This is a genomic window from Vibrio sp. 10N.222.55.B11 (assembly GCF_041473705.1).
GTDB classification, from domain to species: domain Bacteria; phylum Pseudomonadota; class Gammaproteobacteria; order Enterobacterales; family Vibrionaceae; genus Vibrio; species Vibrio crassostreae_C.
In genome coordinates this window covers 30029-49016 of the sequence record NZ_JBFRST010000050.1, presented here as the reverse complement: position 1 = coordinate 49016, position 18988 = coordinate 30029, and the positions used below count along the sequence as shown (strand labels likewise).

The following is an 18988-nucleotide window of genomic DNA, read 5'->3' as shown; positions in this document are numbered from 1 at the left end:
AGAAGGAATAGCCAAATGGCAGACCCAATGTCTACAAGTAATGTTTTAAATCGCTACCTATTTGAAGACCTATCAGTACGTGGTGAATTGGTACAGATGGACGAAGCGTACCAACAGATTATTTCTAGCAAGGAATACCCAGCTCCAGTACAAAAGCTGTTGGGTGAGCTACTGGTTTCAACGACGCTACTAACGGCGACCCTAAAGTTTGAAGGTTCTATCACGATGCAGCTGCAAGGTGACGGCCCAGTATCTCTAGCAGTTATCAATGGCGATCACGATCAGAAGATCCGTGGTGTTGCTCGCTTTGAAGGCGATATCGCAGACGACGCAGGTCTACACGCCCTAATGGGTAAAGGTCATCTAGTGATCACTATCGATCCTAAGAAAGGTGAGCGTTACCAAGGTATCGTTGGTCTTGAAGGTGACACGCTTGCACAAGTGCTTGAAGGCTACTTCGCTAACTCTGAACAGCTTAAGACTCGTCTATGGCTGCGCACTGGCGAGCATGAAGGCAAAGCACACGCTGCAGGTATGTTGCTACAAGTAATGCCTGACGGCACCGGTACTCCAGACGACTTCGAGCACCTAGAGCAACTAACAGACACCGTGAAAAACGAAGAGCTATTCACTCTAGAAGCGAACGAACTGCTTTACCGTTTGTACAACCAAGAGAAAGTACAGCTATTCACACCACAACCGGTTGAGTTCTTCTGTGGCTGTTCACGCGATCGAAGTGCAGCAGCAATCATTACTGTTGCTCAAGAAGAGATCTACGACATCCTAAGCACCGAAGGAAGCGTTGGTCTACACTGCGATTACTGTGGCACAAATTACTCGTTCGACAAGAATGATGTTGATGCACTGTACGCAGAAGCAGCAGATAAAGGCAGCAATACGGTTCATTAATTTACGGCGTACCAAAAACACGTAATTTACCCCAAAAAGGTCAGCACTCAGCTGGCCTTTTTTGTGATCAAAATAGCGCAAACTCCGTAACATCTCGTAATAAAATCACCGCTTAATTTTAATCAATTAATAATGTTCTCGCCCCTAGCGCAAAGGTTTGCGTACAGGATAGACTAGTTGGGCCAATATGTGACGAGACGCTTAAAACCCCATGGCTAATATGGATATTTTTTGAGCTATATCCCTGTTTCCCCCGAGTCTCGTTGCTAGCATGGTGAGCAGATAACAATAAAAAATTAATACAAAATCCCTACAAAATATCCTACAAGGAGCACCTATGACCGTTATGGAACATACAAAGGCTGCACAAATTGATCTAACTAAGCACGGACTGACTGGCGTTACTGAAGTTCTTCGTAATCCTAGCTACGAGCAGTTATTCGTTGAAGAAACACTGCCGGGTCTAGAAGGCTACGAAAAAGGCGTAGTAACGGAACTAGGCTCTGTTGCGGTAGACACTGGTATCTTTACTGGCCGCTCACCAAAAGATAAGTACATTGTTAAAGATGACACGACCCGCGATACCATGTGGTGGTCAGATCAAGGCAAAAATGACAACAAACCGATTACAACTGAAGTATGGAATGAGCTGAAAGAGCTTGTGACAACTCAGCTATCTGGCAAGCGCCTGTTTGTCATCGACGGTTATTGTGGTGCTAACCCTGATACGCGCTTAAGCGTGCGTATTATCACTGAAGTAGCGTGGCAAGCGCACTTCGTTAAGAACATGTTCATTCGTCCAACTGACGAAGAGCTAGCAACGTTCGAACCTGATTTCGTGGTAATGAACGGTGCTAAAACAACTAACCCTAACTGGGAAAAGCAGGGTCTAAACTCTGAAAACTTCGTTGCTTTCAACCTAACAGAGCGCGTTCAAATCATCGGTGGTACTTGGTACGGCGGTGAGATGAAGAAAGGCATGTTCGCAATGATGAACTACCTGCTTCCTCTGCAAGGCATTGCTTCAATGCACTGTAGTGCAAACGTCGGCGAGAAAGGCGATGTAGCCATCTTCTTCGGTCTATCTGGTACAGGTAAAACTACGCTTTCAACCGATCCTAAGCGTGAGCTAATCGGTGATGATGAGCACGGTTGGGATGACGATGGTATCTTCAACTTCGAAGGTGGTTGTTACGCGAAGACGATTCGTCTATCTAAAGAAGCAGAACCTGAAATCTACAATGCAATCCGTCGTGATGCACTACTAGAAAACGTAACAGTTCGTGGTGATGGTTCTATCGATTTTGATGACGGTTCAAAAACTGAGAACACTCGTGTTTCTTACCCAATTCACCACATCGATAACATCGTTAAACCAGTATCAAAAGCCGGTCACGCTCAAAAGGTTATCTTCCTGACTGCTGATGCATTCGGTGTACTGCCACCCGTTTCTAAACTGACTCCAGAGCAAACGAAGTACCACTTCCTATCTGGCTTCACTGCAAAACTAGCGGGCACTGAGCGTGGTATTACTGAGCCAACTCCTACGTTCTCTGCTGCGTTCGGTGCTGCATTCCTAACTCTTCACCCAACTCAGTACGCTGAAGTGCTTGTGAAACGTATGGAAGCGGCGGGAGCAGAAGCTTACCTAGTGAACACTGGTTGGAACGGCACAGGCAAACGTATCTCGATTCAAGATACTCGTGGCATCATTGACGCTATCTTAGATGGCTCAATCGACCAAGCGGATACTAAGGTTATCCCTATGTTTAACCTAGAAGTACCGCTAGCGTTGCACGACGTAGATCCTACGATTCTTGACCCGCGTGATACGTACACTGATCCATTGCAGTGGGAAAGCAAAGCGAAAGATCTAGCAGAGCGCTTCATCAACAACTTTGACAAGTACACAGATAACGCTGAAGGTAAGTCACTGGTTGCTGCAGGTCCACAACTAGACTAACCCTAAAGTCTGCTCGGGGTTGAGCGAAATGCAAAGACCCTGTTTCAAAATGATATTTTTGTAGCAAGCCCCTCTTTTGAGGGGCTTTTTTGTTGCTGCTTACCCATTTTTGTTCCACTCTGTTTTAAGACTAGTGAAAATTAAGGCTTTCAAGGAATGAAAAAGGTATTCATGGTACTCGGCATTGTGCTTTCCATCATCGTTGCACTTCTCGCGGCGCTGCTATTAAGCTTACAAACTCAATACCGAGCTGATGTTGCTAACTTTTTTATCAAGCATACGATTGAACAACCTGTACTCATTGAAGATATTGAGTACCAGGCGCCGTATCACATCACCTTGATGGGCATCACCCACAACCAACCTAAACAGCAAACGCCTCTTTATATCGATAAGATCGATATCTGGTTCAGTTCAGACTCTCTTATTGAAGCCAAGCTGGTTTTAGACTCGGTGTTAATCAGCGGACTCCAGTTAGAAGCTGACGATCTGGAAACACTCACATCGGTATTGACTCAACCAAGTCTCAAACTCCATCAGTTGGCCATCAATGATCTAGATTTCTCGACTCCAGACTTTAATACACGAGGCATCAACCTCCAGATCTCCGAACCCATTTGGGGGGACAACCGTTCACTGCTGCCCTATGGCAAAACCCAACTCTCCGCCTCGCAATTGTATTGGCAAGGTGAAGCATTCGATAATCTGTTGATAGACTTAGACCTAAAACCGAGTGATAGCACCCTTTATGGCGCTTCATTTGATTGGCGTGGAGCCAAAATATCTGGACAGGCAGAACAATACCAACGCGATTGGTCATTGGTGAATGTCACAGTCGATGGCTTACGATTAAACGAACAACAGACCCAAAGCCTGTTAAACAAAGATTGGGATGTCGCAGGCATTCAGATCAATCACATCAACAGCTTAGATATTCTGCGTAGCGACGTAGAGTGGCAAGATGGCCACCTCGCTGCCTTTGATGCCTCATTAGAAAATATCCAACTGCCTTTTGAAATCTGGAAACAACAGAAAGCCATTTTTTCTCTACAGGCAGAAGGAGTGACCATTGATGATGACATGTTCATCGAGCCAAGCCTCAAGCTCAACCTAGAAGCAAACCGGATTCTGATTGAGGATTTCTATACTCAATTCCTGCAGGGCACTGTTCAGCTCAATGGCGAAGTCGCCCCTAGCAGCATTCAATTGGCGCAGCTCGACCTGCAAGGCATCAAGTGGATTACCGAAAACCAAGATAGCCCTCTACCGGCCGCTCGCCTATTGCCTTGGCTCACACAGCTCCAGAACGTCGAGATTAACCGACTTAATATAGAACGCAGCCAACTTATCCAACTAGCACAAACGCCTTACTGGCAGGTCTCTGGATTACATGTCGAGGGGCATCAAGTTCAACTGCTGCAAGATAGAAAACTGGGCTTATGGCAAGGGAAGCTGATGGCGAGCGCCAATGATGCCAGCTACCAAAATATTCTCAGCGCACAGCCTGTGGTTGAGATGAATAGCGAACAAGGAAAATGGACGCTGACTCGTCTGTTTGCACCACTCAGGAATGGCTACATTGAAGCCAATGCAACGCTCGATTTTAACCAAATCAGCAAGCCATGGAGCTTAGATATTTCTGCCGATGGGTTACCCATTGCGCCTATGCTGCAGCGACTTGAATTACCACTCGATGCAACCGGCTATGGCGAGTTTGAACTTCAAGCCGCAGGTTTATATGGCGACTCACTGATGCTCGGTTACTCAACCACAGGGCAACTCACTGGCAGCGTTCGCCAGGGTGTGATGACCTTTAATGACAAGCTTTCTGAAACATCGACTGATAACGTGTTTGAAATTCCAGAGCTTAATGCGCATTTTGACCGTGGGCGCTTCACTCTCGAACCGATGCATATTATTGGTGCATCATCAGCAGAGCAAGGAGAACAAAGGGTTCAAACGCTCAATGGCGAGGCTTCTGGAGAACTCGACTTGCTTAAAGCTGAGCAACACACCCTCTCGATTACCCTATCGGACCCATGCCATCAAATCTCAGGAAAGCTCACCCAGGCTGAGTATTCCGAGATTAACGACTGCCAACAAAAAAGCGCCACTCCATAGGAGTAGCGCCTTGTATCTGTATCTGTATCTGTATCTGTATCTGTTAGCCAGTGTCAGCTATACGCTTACGTTGGAGTCTGTTGATAATCGCTTTTTGTAGTCAGGGATCAGCATATAGGTTCCCGTAAACTCTACCGCTTCCACATCGCCGCTATGAATGGTCACGTGAATGATGATACGTGCCTTTCTTCCTGACGCAAGGCGGTCCAAGTCACCACTGATCCCATCCAATGAAGTAGAGGCAACAGGGTTTTGCTCAACCGGGTGACGATAACGAATATTACTGTCTGCCAGCACGATATCACCGGTCAGCCCGCGTTCTTTCATCAATAACCAAGTCATCCCCCAACCAGTTAAGGTCGCTAAGGTAAAGGCAGAGCCTGCAAACATGGTATTATGCGGGTTCAAGTTGGGATTCAGCTGAGCACTACACTCAAATTGGTAACCCGTGTATTGGTTGATCTTGATGCCCATCTTGTCACTGATCGGGATCTGATGTTCCCAGCGCTGCTGAAGCTCATTACACCACTCAGGCTTACGCAGAACGTCTGCCATTGGGTCAAGATGCTTAACCATCTGTTGGTGACGCACAGGGCCACGTTGATCGTTAATCTCACCGCGACGTTCAAATTCATTCTTCTCATAGAATGAGATCGCATCTTCACGTGCATTACACACCAAGCGCTTAGCACCCTCTTGGCGAGCCAATGACTCAAGTGCGACTAGAATCAACGAACCCATGCCTTTACTTTGGCGAGATTTCTTCACCGCCATATAGCGGATCTGACCTTCCAGATCTGGGGTGATATACAGACGACCAATCGCCATCGGGCGACCACGACCATCAACAATCATGCGATGGTGACTCATTGGGTCATATTCATCGCGCTCAGAACCTACCGGCATTCGCCAAGGTTCACGGAGCATCTGCCAACGAAAATGGTAATACTTGTTTAGCTGATTTTCGGTGGTTGGTGTTATGAGTTTAAACATGCTTATTCCTTTAAGCCTAAACCTGCAGCCAGAATGTCACTGGGCCATCATTAACCAAAGACACTTTCATGTCGGCTGCGAATCGGCCACGTTCCGTTGGTAACACTGATTCACACTGGTCAGAGAAATAGTTATAAAGACGCTCAGCATCTTCTGGGTGAGCACCACGAGAGAACCCTGCTCGAGTCCCTTTCTTGGTATCGGCCGGCAGAGTGAATTGAGACACCACTAATACCTTACCTTCTACTTGCTTCACGTTGAGGTTCATTTTATCGTCTTCGTCTCCAAAGACACGATAAGTGGTCACTCGTTCCATCAAACGTTTGGCTTTGGCTTCGTCGTCACCTTTTTCTACGCCTAACAAAACTAATAAGCCTTGTTCAATCTCACCAACTACTTCGCCATCAACACGGACGGCAGCTTCACTTACTCTCTGGATCAGTGCTATCACTGTTGTTTCCTTGCTCTGTGATTTTGTCGTTATCCGACGAGTGTACCATTTCTTTCGAGTCACTCCACTGTTCCTGCTCACCCAATGCAGCGGTCACCTCAGCACCCACCAGCACAATCAACCAGCACAAATAAACCCAGACAAAAAGAATGGGAATCGCCGCCAATGCGCCATAAATCAACTGGTAAGAAGGGAATTGAGTAATGTAGGCCGCGAAGCCTTTCTTACTGAGTTCGAACAACAGAGCCGCCACTAGAGAACCTGCAGCCGCATGAGAAAAGTGTATCTTTTTGTTGGGAACCAACAGGTACAGACCGAAAAACGCAAAGAAAGAGAGAATCAAAGGCAGTTTGCGAATTACGGTATTAAAGGCGCCAGATACGACTTCATTTTGTAGCAGACTGAGCGATGTCACATACGAAGTGGCAGCAATACTCGCACCAACCAAGAGCGGCCCAAGTGTTAGCACCATCCAGTACATTGAGAACGACAATACCGCACGTCGCTTCTCATTAACACGCCAGATGTAGTTTAGGTTCTTATCGATATTCGAGATCAACATCAGTGCCGCAATGAACAAGAACACACTACCGACCGCCGTCATCTTACCCGTGTTGGCAACAAACTCGAGCAAGGCACCGTGCACCGCATCTCCTGACGCTGGAACAAAGTTGATAATAACGAAGTTTTGAATCACGATACCAACATCAGCAAAGATGGAAAATGATGACAAGATAGAGAGCAGAACCGTCAACATCGGTACGATCGAGAGCAAAGTAATGTACGCCAAGTAGCCCGCATTCACGTTGACTCTATCGTGCGTCATTCGCGCCAAAAGATAGCGAGAAAACTGAATACTGAGTGTGGCGACCTTTTTTATCTTCAACTTGTAACTCCCTTGTAACTCGTTCATAGTCCTAATTATTATTCCGATATATCAATCACAGTGAATAAGTGTTCAAAAATAGCGTAGGAAAAAGGCTTGAGAACAAGGCAGCTTTTTTTGACAAGTAGTTTCGATAAGTAGTTATTCTACAATCAAAAATTCTAACGCCGTTATCGAGCATTTTAACAAGCTAGGTTGAGCGGTTATTTACTACGATTGATATTATTTAACTATAGGAAACTAGGATGCCTTATTTAATAGTTATAGTCCTCTCTATTTTTACTCTTACTGGATGCCAATCAGCTTATTACTCCGCAATGGAGCAAGTGGGCTATCACAAGCGTGACATTATGGTTGATAGAGTGGAAGACGCTAAAGAGTCACAGCAGGATGCTCAGGAAGAGTTTACCAGCGCACTTGAAGCACTCAGCAGCCTGACTAACTTCAGTGGCGGCGACCTTGAAGACATGTACAAGCAAATCAATGATAAATACCAAGACAGCGAGAAAGCCGCGCAAAATGTCAGTGACCGCATTGCTGCGATTGAAGATGTGTCGGATGCGCTGTTTGAAGAGTGGCAGAGTGAGTTAGATCTCTACACCAGTGATTCACTGCGCCGCTCGAGCGAGCAAAAGCTTCGTGAAACTAAATTGTCTTACCAAACGATGCTGTCAGCAATGAAGCGCGCCGAGAAGAAAATGGACCCAGTGCTCAATACCCTTCGCGACAACACGCTTTACTTGAAGCACAACCTCAATGCGAGCGCTGTCGGCTCGCTGCAAGGTGAGTTTATGAGCTTAGAAAAAGACATCGCCTACGCAATAGAACAGATGAATGCTGCGATCGCCGAATCGGATAAGTTCCTTGCTCAACTAAACCAGAAATAACGCCCGTAGGCACAAATAAAGATAAGCCCGTATGAACCCAATCATTATAACTGGCGGCCCTGGTGCCGGAAAAACCACACTGATAAATGCGTTGGCTGGTGCGAGTTACCCCACCTTCGCTGAGTCCTCTCGCCAGTTAATCGAACAGCAGAGCCAACTTGAGAACGGTATATTGCCTTGGTTAGACCTTCCGGGCTTTGCTCGCCTATGTTTAACCGTCATGAGCGAACAAAAAGACCAAGCCCGTCAGCATCAAGTTGCCTTTCTCGATCGTGCCATTCCAGACATTTGTGGCTATTTGGCTCAGGCGAAACTAGAGATAAACACAACCTACCGAAAAGCGAGCCAAGGTTATCACCCCCAAGTGTTGTTCTGTCGCCCTGAGGCTTCAGTTTATGTACAAGATGATGTGAGACCTTATCCGTTTGAGGAGGCGTTAGAGATTCACCACGCGTTAGAAAGAGTCTACCAAGAACTTGGTTATGAGGTGGTTGAAGTGCCGTTTATGCCAGTCGAAGAACGGCTTCAATTCGTTGAGCGTTACTTAGGTATCAAAAGCTAGATCCCCAACTCGGTCGTTCCTCCCTCTTGAGGATGACGAAATCTCGTTTAACCGTATCTAAACAAACTAAAAAAAAAAAGCCCCGAGCAGCTAGGCTACTCGGGGCTTTCTTACTTATTCTAAAACGTATTGCTTGTTAGCTAGAAGCTAGTCAGCTGGCAATTAAGCCTTAGCTGGACGTGCTGCACGCTTACGTTCGTTTTCCGTAAGAAGCTTCTTACGGATACGAATGCTTACTGGCGTTACTTCTACTAGTTCGTCTTCGTCGATGAACTCAAGAGCTTGCTCTAGAGTGTGACGGATAGGTGGCGAAAGAACCTGTGCTTCATCAGTACCAGATGCACGAACGTTCGTTAGCTGCTTACCTTTCAGACAGTTTACTGTTAGGTCGTTTGAACGGTTGTGAATACCGATGATTTGACCTTCGTATACTTCATCCGCGTGCTCAGCAAATAGACGACCACGTTCTTGTAGGTTGAATAGTGCGTAAGTCAGAGCTTTACCAGTTGCGTTCGAGATTAGAACACCGTTGTTACGTTGACCGATTACGCCGCCTTTGTGAGGACCGTAGTGATCAAATGAGTGGTAAAGAAGACCAGAACCAGACGTTAGAGTTAGGAACTCAGTTTGGAAACCGATAAGACCACGAGAAGGCATCATGAAGTCCATGCGAACACGGCCTTTGCCATCTGGAGACATATCAGTTAGCTCACCTTTACGTAGACCGATGTTTTCCATGATGCCACCTTGGTGCTCTTCAAGCACGTCGATAGTCACAGTTTCAAACGGTTCAGTTAGGTTGCCATCTTCGTCTTTCTTGATGATAACTTCTGGACGAGATACAGCTAGCTCGAAACCTTCACGACGCATGTTTTCGATCAGGATAGATAGGTGAAGTTCACCACGACCTGAAACACGGAAACGATCTGGGTTATCAGTTTCTTCAACACGTAGTGCAACGTTGTGTACTAGTTCTTTCTCTAGACGCTCAAGGATGTTACGTGAAGTAACGAACTTACCTTCTTTACCCGCGAACGGAGAAGTGTTTACTTGGAACGTCATTGTTACTGTTGGTTCATCAACAGAAAGCGGAGTCATTGCTTCAACATTGTTTACGTCACAGATAGTGTCTGAAATTTTCAGCTCACCAAGACCAGTGATTGCAATGATGTCGCCAGCGTTAGCTTGCTCAACTTCGTGACGGTCAAGACCTAGGTAACCAAGAACTGTACCTACTTTACCGTTACGTTTTTTGCCTTCTGCATTGACGATAGTTACTTGTTGGTTTGGTTTAACAGAACCACGAGTAACACGAGCAACACCGATAACACCTACGTAAGAGCTGTAATCAAGTTGCGAAATTTGCATTTGTAGTGGACCGTCAAGGTCAACTGCAGGCGCGTCTACTGTATCAACAACAGCTTGGAACAATGGTTCCATGTTCTCGCCAGTTTCGCCTTCAGTCATTGTTGCCCAACCGTTCAGAGCTGAAGCGTAAACAACTGTGAAGTCTAGTTGCTCATCAGTAGCACCTAGGTTGTCGAAAAGGTCGAATACTTGATCCATAACCCAATCAGGACGAGCGCCTGGGCGGTCAATCTTGTTGATTACAACGATTGGCTTAAGACCGTGTGCGAATGCTTTTTGCGTTACGAAACGAGTTTGAGGCATTGGGCCATCAACTGCGTCAACGATAAGCAGAACAGAGTCAACCATAGACATGATACGCTCAACTTCACCACCGAAGTCCGCGTGTCCCGGAGTATCTACGATGTTGATGCGGTAATCATTCCAGTTGATTGCTGTGTTCTTAGCAAGAATGGTAATGCCACGCTCTTTTTCGATGTCATTCGAATCCATGACACGCTCTTCAGCTTCACCACGAGACTCAAGAGTGCCTGACTGTTGTAGCAGTTTATCAACCAAAGTCGTTTTACCGTGGTCAACGTGCGCGATGATCGCGATATTTCTTAACTTATCAATCTGTGGAGTAGACATGGATTCTCGATTCACTCATAAAAGTAGCCGTCACTTATCTCAAAAGTTTGGATAATAACCGCTAGCTTGATTTAAAAAACGGTCAATAATATACCAGATTCTAGACAAAAACCCAGAAATATGTGATCTGAACCGGGGCTTTTTTCTTTATTAGCGATTCATATCCGCTTAACTTTGATTCAGTACAGTGTTGAACAGCCCAATTCGTAGGACTCTAAAAAAGTATCACCTGCGAGTGGCGAACCAAATCTCCCGCAAAATAACAAAAGTGGATTGACAACTTAGGCAATTCATTGCTGAATGGTGCTCGCTTATGTCTCATATTGGTGCACAGACAAACAATTGCACCAATAAGGTGCGCCCGGAGATCATTTTGGTGCAAAAACCAAATTAAGCAAAACCGAAAAACAAGTAAATCATTGAAATTAATGGAATAATTTTTTTGGCACGTTTTTGGCTATAGATAAATCAGCATCGATTAATGCACTTATAGACATTAATCAATGCTAGTTTCAACCGAATCGAGCTAATACCGAATTAATAACACTGGAGGTTATCCAAGATGTCAGTAGAAAATGTACTATCCCTGATCCAAGAGAACGAAGTTAAATTTATCGACTTACGTTTTACTGATACAAAAGGTAAAGAGCAGCATATCTCTATTCCTTCTCACCAAGTTGATGCAGACTTCTTCGAAGAAGGCAAAATGTTTGACGGCTCTTCAGTAGCTGGTTGGAAAGGCATTAACGAATCTGACATGGTAATGATGCCAGACGCAGCATCTGCTGTACTGGACCCATTCACAGAAGACGCAACACTAAACATCCGTTGTGACATCCTTGAGCCTGCAACAATGCAAGGCTACGACCGTGACCCACGCTCTATCGCTAAACGTTCTGAAGAGTACCTACGTTCTACAGGTATCGCAGACACAGTTCTAGTTGGTCCAGAGCCAGAATTCTTCCTATTTGACGACGTTAAGTTCTCAAACGACATGTCTGGTTCTTTCTTCAAGATCGATGACGTAGAAGCAGCTTGGAACACAGGTTCTGACTTCGAAGGCGGTAACAAAGGTCACCGTCCTGGCGTTAAAGGCGGTTACTTCCCAGTAGCTCCAGTAGATTCATCTCAAGACATCCGTTCAGCAATGTGTCTAGTAATGGAAGAGATGGGCCTAGTTGTTGAAGCTCACCACCATGAAGTAGCAACTGCGGGTCAAAACGAAATCGCTACTCGCTTCAACACGCTAACAGCGAAAGCTGATGAAACTCAAATCTACAAGTACGTTGTACACAACGTTGCTCACGCATTTGGTAAAACAGCGACATTCATGCCTAAGCCACTAGTTGGTGACAACGGTTCTGGTATGCACGTTCACCAATCTCTAGCAAAAGACGGCGTTAACCTGTTTGCTGGTGATAAGTACGGCGGCCTATCTGAAATGGCTCTTTACTACATCGGTGGTGTAATCAAGCACGCTCGTGCAATCAACGCGTTTGCTAACCCATCAACTAACTCGTACAAGCGTCTTGTACCTGGTTTCGAAGCACCTGTAATGCTTGCTTACTCAGCACGTAACCGTTCTGCTTCTATCCGTATCCCAGTAGTACCAAGCCCTAAAGCACGTCGTATCGAGCTACGTTTTGGTGACCCAGCAGCTAACCCATACCTATGCTACTCAGCAATGCTTATGGCTGGCCTTGACGGCATCAAGAACAAGATTCACCCAGGCGAAGCTATGGATAAAGATCTATACGACCTTCCTGCAGAAGAAGCAGCTGAAATCCCAACAGTTGCAGAATCTCTACAAGAAGCTCTAGCAGCGCTTAGCGAAGACCGTGAGTTCCTAACAGCTGGCGGCGTATTCTCTGACGATTTCATCGATTCTTACATCACTCTGAAATCTGACGACGTACAACGCGTGAACATGGCTACACACCCACTTGAGTTTGAACTGTACTACTCAGTTTAATCTCCTGTAGAGATAAGCCATTTCTTACTGCAACCTTGTAAGAATCGCTGACTAAATATTAGGCTCGCCTCGCAGGCGGGCCTTTTTTATATTCTCCCTCCCCCCGCTTCCTCGTACCATACCTTAGACAAAAGCCCTCAGAGGCTGTCGCGCTAAATACAATAAAACCAACGCCAAACGTGAAATCACCTAGCGGTGAAAAGAGGCTAAAGATATGAAAAACATACTGTTCCTAATCGGGTTAACAGTCGCGCTCTCGTGCTCTGCTCAAACGGTGTATACCTGGATAGATGAAGATGACGTGCTCCACTTTAGTGATAACCCTAGCGCTCAAGATGCCGAGGCTCTTCGCCTGCCAGATGTGCAAGCTTCAGCACCCGCCCCTAAATTTGAGGCCTCAACTCCGGTTGACGCTGCTGCTTCCTCTACAACTAAAACGGCAACGCCAGCCAAAACTCAGGCAGAAACCGAAACCACAAAGCGCGAGGTTCCTACTCAATTAGCCCTCACCATGTTGACTCCAGTTCATGATCAAACCATTCGTAGTAATCGCGGCTTAATCCCGATTCAGATAGAACTCAACCGAAAGCTTGGTATAGGTGAGCAATTACAATTGATGCTCGATGGCCGTCGATATGGCGCCCCACAGACCCAACCTATTTGGGAATTAAAAGGTATCGATCGAGGTACTCACACCATTGCAATTCAAGCACATAGAAGCGGCAAGCTTATTGCATCTACTAGTCCAGTCACCGTGTATTTACATCGAGCGACGCTCAAGTAGGCCAATGTGTTAAAAGAGGCCAAATAACCTCTACTTTTCACCTAATCGAAGCAGCTTTCAGCGACTCTAATGAATTATCTTTAGCTTCTGGTTGATATGCGCCATACTTGAACTTAGCTACGCACCAATTTGGTGCAGTGAGAAAAACACCAGTTCAAGGACGAAATAGTGAATCGATCAGCCAAAAGCGACAGCATAGATACACACCATCTTTCCAGCGCCATTCTCGACAATATGGTGACTTCGACATTAATGCTCGATGAGCAATTGTATGTCCGATACGCAAATCCGGCCGCTGAGCAGCTCTTTTCACAGAGCGCACGACGCATCGTTGATCATCCACTGAGCCAACTTATCCAACACGCTTCACTTGATTTGGCGCTTCTGACGCAACCGCTACAAAGTGGCCAGAGCATTACCGACAGTGACGTTACCTTCGTTGTTGATAACCGCCCACTGATGCTTGAAGTCACGGTTAGCCCAATATCTTGGCAGCGAGAGACGCTGTTATTGGTTGAGATGCGCAAGATAGACCAGCAAAGACGCCTTAGCCAAGAGCTCAACCAACATGCACAACAACAAGCGGCTAAGTTGCTGGTACGCGGGTTAGCACATGAGATCAAAAATCCACTCGGTGGCTTAAGAGGTGCGGCGCAGTTACTTGGGAAAATGCTTCCTGATCAGTCTCTTAATGAATATACGCAGATCATTATTGAGCAAGCCGACCGCTTAAGAGCATTAGTCGACCGTCTGCTTGGCCCACAGAAGCCGGGGACTAAATCAGAAGAGAACCTTCACCAGATACTTGAGAAAGTCAGGCAGCTCGTAGAGCTCGAATCGGGTTCAACGCTCGCCATCGAAAGGGATTACGACCCGAGCCTACCGGACATCTTGATGGATTCGGCACAGGTTGAACAAGCGATGCTCAATATCGTGAGCAATGCAGCGCAGATTCTAAAGACTCAAGATTCTGGCAAAATCACCATTCGCACCAGAACGGTGCATCAAGCAAATATTCACGGGCAGCGACACAAACTCGCAGCTCGTATTGAGATCAGCGATAACGGTCCGGGCATCCCCGATGATTTAAAAGACACGCTGTTTTACCCAATGGTCAGCGGACGAGAAGGTGGAACAGGGCTGGGGCTATCGATTTCTCAAAACCTGATCGATCAACACAATGGGAAAATTGATGTTGAAAGCTGGCCAGGCAACACCACATTCACGATTTATCTACCGATTTAGGTCATAAGAACCTCGCTATTGGACAGCGAGATGAAAGGCTTAGCTCGGTAACACAAAGATTAAGACATCATAAAAACAACAATGATTATCACAATAGATTTGGCTGCAAAGGAATTGAATTATGAGTAAGGGATACGTTTGGGTCGTCGATGACGACAGCTCTATCCGCTGGGTAGTAGAGAAAACACTTTCATCTGCGGATATTAAGTGTGAAACATTTGCTGATGCTGAGAGCGTGTTGCTTGCGCTTGAGCGCGAGACACCGGACGTATTGGTGTCTGACATTCGCATGCCCGGCATTAACGGGATTGAGCTGTTGCATCAGGTTCATCAACGCTCTCCCGACCTGCCCGTGATCATTATGACCGCGCACTCAGACCTTGATGCGGCGGTGAATGCTTATCAAAAAGGCGCCTTTGAATATCTACCAAAGCCGTTCGATATTGATGAAACACTGACTCTAGTCGAACGAGCGATCGCGCACAGCCAAGAGAAGAAACGCGAACAAGCCAGTGAGGTCGTTGAAGACACCAACGCGCCAGAAATCATCGGTGAAGCACCGGCAATGCAGGAGGTTTTCCGAGCGATTGGCCGTTTGTCTCGCTCATCCATATCCGTGCTGATCAATGGTGAATCGGGTACCGGTAAAGAATTGGTCGCTCACGCTCTGCATCGTCACAGCCCAAGAGCTAAGAAGCCCTTCATTGCCTTGAACATGGCAGCAATCCCCAAAGATCTGATCGAGTCTGAACTGTTTGGCCACGAAAAAGGTGCCTTTACCGGTGCTAACAGCGTTCGCCAAGGACGCTTTGAACAAGCCAACGGCGGCACCCTATTTCTGGATGAGATCGGTGACATGCCACTCGATATCCAAACTCGCTTGTTGCGTGTACTTTCTGATGGTCAGTTCTATCGTGTCGGCGGTCACTCTGCAGTTAAGGTAGACGTTCGTATCGTTGCCGCAACCCACCAAGATCTTGAGCGCTTAGTGCATGAAGGCGACTTCCGTGAAGACCTTTTCCACCGACTCAACGTTATCCGAATCCATATCCCGGCACTTCGCGAACGTAAACAAGACATTGAAAAGCTGACTCATCACTTCCTAGCATCCGCCGCCGAAGAGCTCGGTGTTGAAGTGAAGACACTGCATCCTGAGACCATTTTGAAGCTCAACCAGCTCAATTGGCCTGGTAACGTACGTCAGCTTGAGAATATTTGTCGTTGGTTAACGGTGATGGCTAGCGGCAGCGAGATACTGCCTTCCGATCTACCACCGGAATTGTTGGAAGAAAAAGTCGTGACCACTTCAGGTTCTGGGGATAACTGGCAGCAACTGCTCGCGAATTGGGCGAAATGTGCGCTTGATTCAGGAGAAAAAGAGCTGCTCACTTACGCTCTACCAGAGTTTGAACGTATACTGCTCGAGGCTGCACTCCACCACACTAATGGTCATAAACAGGATGCAGCTAAGGTTTTGGGATGGGGAAGAAACACCCTAACTCGTAAACTCAAAGAACTGTACTAGACCTTATATGATTCTCGATGCAGCTACTTTTTAACCAAAAAAGTGTCGCTTGGTTTGAATAGTGTCGGTACAATTACAGTACACTATTCACCAAAGTTGTAGCTAAAGATGTCTTTGAAAACACAAATTACTTTGAGAACCGCAGTGGTTCTGCCATTCGTGATGATTTTTCTGTTCACTATGGGTGTAATGGTTTTCACTCAAAAGCTAAGCTACAAAGAGATGGTGAGTGATGTTAGTGCACGCCAGCTGACATCACTGACTGACAATGTTCATCAAAGCCTGTCTAATTTTTTAGAAAAGCCATTTCACGCCAACCTCTCGCTCAGCCATAACATCGGCTACCACCATCTTTATCAAGCAGGCAATCTTAGTAAGGTCCAAGACTATATTTTTTATACGTTTTCAGACCATTACACTGCTGTACCTCAACTCGATGCGATCGGCTTTGGTTCTGAAGATGGTAACTACGTCGGTTTCCGCAAAGAAGCCAACAAAGGCTACACCTTGATGGTGCAAGACGAACGCACCAATGATCAGCTGGTCATTTACCGTGGCAGCAAAATTAGTGAAGACATTCGATCGGTGATTTCAGGTTACGATCCTAGAATCCGTCCTTGGTACACACCCATTGCGACACAGAAAAAACCGTTATGGTCACCAATTTATGCCAATGCTGACGAACGTCAAGAAATCACCTTATCTGCTCTAGCGCCTATCTATGATGATAATGAATTCAAAGCCGTCGTAGTCAGCGACATCAAAATCAATACCTTCAATGCGTTTCTCAGAAAGCTCAAAGATAGAACGGATGCCTCTGTTTACATCATCGATAAGCAGCAACGCTTGGTCGCGCACTCAGGCGGAGGCAGTGTCGTTTCATGGGGCACAGGACAAACCAACAAAGGGCAACGCAAACTGGCAACAGAGAGTGCTAATCCAGTCATACGTGAGAGTGCTAGCTACGTAGAGCAATTCCACCTAATCGAGAATTTGGGCGAGCAGCGCTTTAGTTTTAGCCTAGACAACGAACGCTACTTCAACCAAATCACCCCATACGAAGATGAGCACGGGCTCACGTGGTTTATTGGGGTGTCGATCCCTGAAAGCAATCTGCTCGGTGAATTGCCAGAAAATCAAAGAAACAGTTGGTTGCTTGGGCTAGCACTGAGCTGCATTGGGGTCATTGCAGGATTAATTGCCTTTAATCGCGCAACCCAACCCATCACCTCGACAGCGGATGCGGCAAAACGCCTTGCTAAGGGCGATTGGGACGCGAGCATGCCAAAAACAGGGCATATATATGAAACCAGCATGTTGGTCGAGTCATTCAATGAAATGACCAACAACTTAAAGGCTTCGTTTCATGCATTACAGTCTCAACTTACCTATGACTCATTAACCAAGCTATACAGCCGTGAAGGCTTTATTGACGCTGCCAAGAAACACCCCGACAACGAAAAAGGCACACTGTATTTGATTGGTATTGATCGCTTCCGAGACATCAATGACAGCCTAGGTCATTACAATGGCGACCAGCTACTTATCATTGCGGCCGCTCGTTTAAGAGGCAAACTGCCATCCGAATACCTACTAGCTCGCACTGGTGGTGATGAGTTTGCCATCTACGCGCCAAACGTAACGCAAAGCGATGATGTTCAGCTGCTGACTAACCGCTTACTTCAAACCTTCGCTTCCCCATTTTCAATGGAATCGGAAAGCGTGGTGATTAAGGTATCGATGGGGATAGTGAATGTCTCGAATCTTCACGACATTACACTCCTGCTACGCAGCAGCAGCATTGCATTGAGCAATGCGAAACAAGACAAAACCAGTGTCTGTATTTATAGCCTTGAAATGGGCAAAGCATCGAGACATCGCACCAAGATGTTAGCGCGGATGAACCGAGCGATTGAGCTTCAACAGTTCGAACCGTTTTATCAGCCTATTATTGATCTGGAATCTGGCTCGACCATAGGAGCAGAAGCTTTAGCTCGCTGGATAACGGATGAAGGGGTGATCTCGCCACTCGAGTTCATTCCTCTCGCGGAAGAGAGCGGGCTCATTGACGATATCGGAAAACAAATTCTGCATAAGTCGTGTCGAGATACTGCCATCGCGATTGAATCAGGAAAGTGGAGCAAGGACTTCTCTATTCACGTTAACCTGTCGGTCGATCAACTGAGTGAAAGTGGCTTTGTGGAACAAGTAAAAGGCACGTTGCGAGACACAAATCTGCCAGCAAGCAACCTGACACTAGAGATCACCGAATCACGCATCGTCGACAACGACCCGACCATCATCGATAACATGCTGACTCTAAAAGCACTAGGGATATCAATTGCGATTGATGACTTTGGTACCGGCTATTCGTCACTGGCTTACTTACACAAACTGCCATTCGACTGCCTTAAGATCGACCGCAGCTTTGTCAGCAAACTTGATAAAGAGAACCTAGATAGCTCCATCGTCGCGGCCATCGTTAACATCACTAAGGGCTTCAAAGTAAGCTTGGTGGCAGAGGGCGTTGAAACACAGCAACAGGCTGAACTTCTCAAGCAGCTGCAGTGCCCGCTTGCTCAAGGCTTCTTATACAGTCGCCCAGTTCCGTTTGACCAATGGCCTACCGACCTCATCAACTCCAAGCAAAGTGCCAAGGTCAAACAAAATACCACTGAGAGTCTCACCTAAA

The 18988-nt window shown here is 46.4% G+C and carries 14 protein-coding genes; 10 read left to right on the top strand and 4 right to left on the bottom strand.

The features are described 5' to 3' along the window. The first annotated feature begins 15 nt into the window (after positions 1-15). From hslO to AB4503_RS18090, 3 genes are all read left to right on the top strand, one after another. On the top strand, positions 16-909 hold the full coding sequence (gene hslO / locus AB4503_RS18100) for an Hsp33 family molecular chaperone HslO (RefSeq protein WP_017063067.1): 894 nt from the start codon (positions 16-18) through the stop codon (positions 907-909). 337 nt (positions 910-1246) lie between these two features. Continuing rightward, positions 1247-2872, top strand: coding sequence for a phosphoenolpyruvate carboxykinase (ATP) (gene pckA, locus AB4503_RS18095; RefSeq protein WP_065585031.1), 1626 nt, complete (start codon positions 1247-1249; stop codon positions 2870-2872). 156 nt (positions 2873-3028) lie between these two features. Beyond that, positions 3029-4993 (top strand): AsmA family protein, encoded by a 1965-nt coding sequence (locus AB4503_RS18090; protein ID WP_372115493.1) that lies wholly within the window; start codon positions 3029-3031, stop codon positions 4991-4993. Between the two features lie 57 nt (positions 4994-5050). Here AB4503_RS18090 and AB4503_RS18085 read toward each other — a convergent pair whose 3' ends face one another. Genes AB4503_RS18085 through AB4503_RS18075 form a run of 3 tightly spaced genes read right to left on the bottom strand, consistent with a single transcriptional unit; the run spans position 5051 to position 7350 of the window. Further along, positions 5051-5986, bottom strand: coding sequence for a bifunctional GNAT family N-acetyltransferase/hotdog fold thioesterase (locus tag AB4503_RS18085; protein ID WP_102428477.1), 936 nt, complete (start codon positions 5984-5986; stop codon positions 5051-5053). Between the two features lie 16 nt (positions 5987-6002). Continuing rightward, positions 6003-6437: a D-aminoacyl-tRNA deacylase gene (gene dtd, locus AB4503_RS18080; RefSeq protein ID WP_004735590.1), complete on the bottom strand. Its 435-nt coding sequence runs from the start codon at positions 6435-6437 to the stop codon at positions 6003-6005. After that, a complete protein-coding gene (locus AB4503_RS18075) occupies positions 6409-7350 on the bottom strand; it encodes a virulence factor BrkB family protein (RefSeq protein ID WP_372115492.1) in 942 nt (313 codons plus the stop codon). The genes dtd and AB4503_RS18075 overlap by 29 nt, the downstream gene beginning before the upstream one ends. A 218-nt stretch (positions 7351-7568) precedes the next feature. Here AB4503_RS18075 and AB4503_RS18070 point away from each other — a divergent pair, with 218 nt between their 5' ends. Both AB4503_RS18070 and AB4503_RS18065 read left to right on the top strand, forming a co-directional pair. Then, entirely contained in the window at positions 7569-8210 is a 642-nt protein-coding gene (locus tag AB4503_RS18070) for a DUF2959 domain-containing protein (RefSeq protein WP_372115491.1), read from the top strand. A gap of 31 nt (positions 8211-8241) precedes the next feature. Further along, positions 8242-8772 (top strand): AAA family ATPase, encoded by a 531-nt coding sequence (locus AB4503_RS18065; protein WP_372115490.1) that lies wholly within the window; start codon positions 8242-8244, stop codon positions 8770-8772. Between the two features lie 162 nt (positions 8773-8934). Here the strand turns inward: AB4503_RS18065 and typA are convergent, their stop codons facing one another. Further along, positions 8935-10770 carry a translational GTPase TypA gene (gene typA, locus AB4503_RS18060; RefSeq protein ID WP_017059220.1) on the bottom strand — a complete coding sequence of 612 codons (1836 nt, stop codon included), beginning with the start codon at positions 10768-10770 and terminating at the stop codon, positions 8935-8937. A gap of 562 nt (positions 10771-11332) precedes the next feature. Here typA and glnA point away from each other — a divergent pair. The 5 genes from glnA (at position 11333) to AB4503_RS18035 (ending at position 18987) form a co-directional block, all read left to right on the top strand. Continuing rightward, positions 11333-12742 (top strand): glutamate--ammonia ligase, encoded by a 1410-nt coding sequence (gene glnA, locus AB4503_RS18055; RefSeq protein ID WP_017059221.1) that lies wholly within the window; start codon positions 11333-11335, stop codon positions 12740-12742. A gap of 214 nt (positions 12743-12956) precedes the next feature. Further along, positions 12957-13526 carry a DUF4124 domain-containing protein gene (locus AB4503_RS18050; RefSeq protein ID WP_372115489.1) on the top strand — a complete coding sequence of 190 codons (570 nt, stop codon included), beginning with the start codon at positions 12957-12959 and terminating at the stop codon, positions 13524-13526. Positions 13527-13694: 168 nt separating this feature from the next. Continuing rightward, the gene (gene glnL / locus AB4503_RS18045; RefSeq protein ID WP_019826501.1) at positions 13695-14771 is read left to right on the top strand and encodes a nitrogen regulation protein NR(II); all 1077 of its coding nucleotides are present in this window, start codon (positions 13695-13697) and stop codon (positions 14769-14771) included. Between the two features lie 121 nt (positions 14772-14892). Next, positions 14893-16296 (top strand): nitrogen regulation protein NR(I), encoded by a 1404-nt coding sequence (gene glnG, locus AB4503_RS18040; protein ID WP_372115488.1) that lies wholly within the window; start codon positions 14893-14895, stop codon positions 16294-16296. Between the two features lie 108 nt (positions 16297-16404). Further along, positions 16405-18987 (top strand): EAL domain-containing protein, encoded by a 2583-nt coding sequence (locus AB4503_RS18035; protein ID WP_372115487.1) that lies wholly within the window; start codon positions 16405-16407, stop codon positions 18985-18987. Position 18988: the final 1 nt, after the last annotated feature.